Source organism: Mycobacterium sp. E3198 (assembly GCF_001667015.1).
Lineage (GTDB): Bacteria > Actinomycetota > Actinomycetes > Mycobacteriales > Mycobacteriaceae > Mycobacterium.
This window is the reverse complement of the sequence record NZ_LZIS01000141.1, coordinates 1-696: the sequence shown is the minus strand read 5'-3', so window position 1 is coordinate 696 and position 696 is coordinate 1. Positions and strand designations below refer to the sequence as shown.

The following is a 696-nucleotide window of genomic DNA, read 5'->3' as shown; positions in this document are numbered from 1 at the left end:
GCCCACGTTTCGAGGGTCGTCGCGTAGTGCAGCCGCAGCGACTGGGTGCGCGTGATCTTGAAGCCGACCTCCTCCGCGTGCTCCTCGACCGACGGGATCGTCGGTAGCCAGCCGCCCGGGAAGATCTCGGCCAGGATGAACTGGGTGAAGTGGACCACTTCGTGGGTGAGCGGATTGCCCTGCGCCCTGGCCTCTTTGAACGTGGGACGCGTGATGGTGTGCAGCATCATGACGCCCTCGGCCGGCAGCACCCGGTAGGCCATCTTGAAGAAGTGGCCCCAGCGCTGGCGGCCGAAGTGCTCGAAGGCGCCGATGGAGACGATGCGGTCCACCGGCTCGTCGAACTTCTCCCAGCCCTCCAGCAGCACCCGCGTCGAGCGGTTCGTGTCCATCTGGTCGAACATCTTCTGCACGTGGTCGGCCTGGTTCTCCGACAGCGTCAGGCCGACGACGTTCACGTCGTACTTCTCGATCGCCCGTTGCAGCGCTCCGCCCCAGCCGCAGCCGATGTCGAGCAGCGTCATCCCGGGCTCGAGGTTCAGCTTGCCCAGCGCCAGGTCGAACTTGGCGTTCTGCGCCTCCTCGAGGGTCATATCGTCGCGCTCGAAATACGCGCAGGTGTACCCCATCGTCGGGTCTAGGAAGAGCGCGAAGAACTCGTCTGAAACGTCATAGATCGATTGCGACTCTTCGTAA

The 696-nt window shown here is 64.1% G+C and carries 1 protein-coding gene; it reads right to left on the bottom strand.

What is annotated here, in order from left to right; all coding sequences use genetic code 11:
- Positions 1 to 677 (bottom strand): cyclopropane mycolic acid synthase family methyltransferase (locus tag A5673_RS30640; RefSeq protein ID WP_082958781.1); only part of this gene is annotated, 677 nt, incomplete at its 3' end.
- Positions 678 to 696 lie beyond the last annotated feature (19 nt).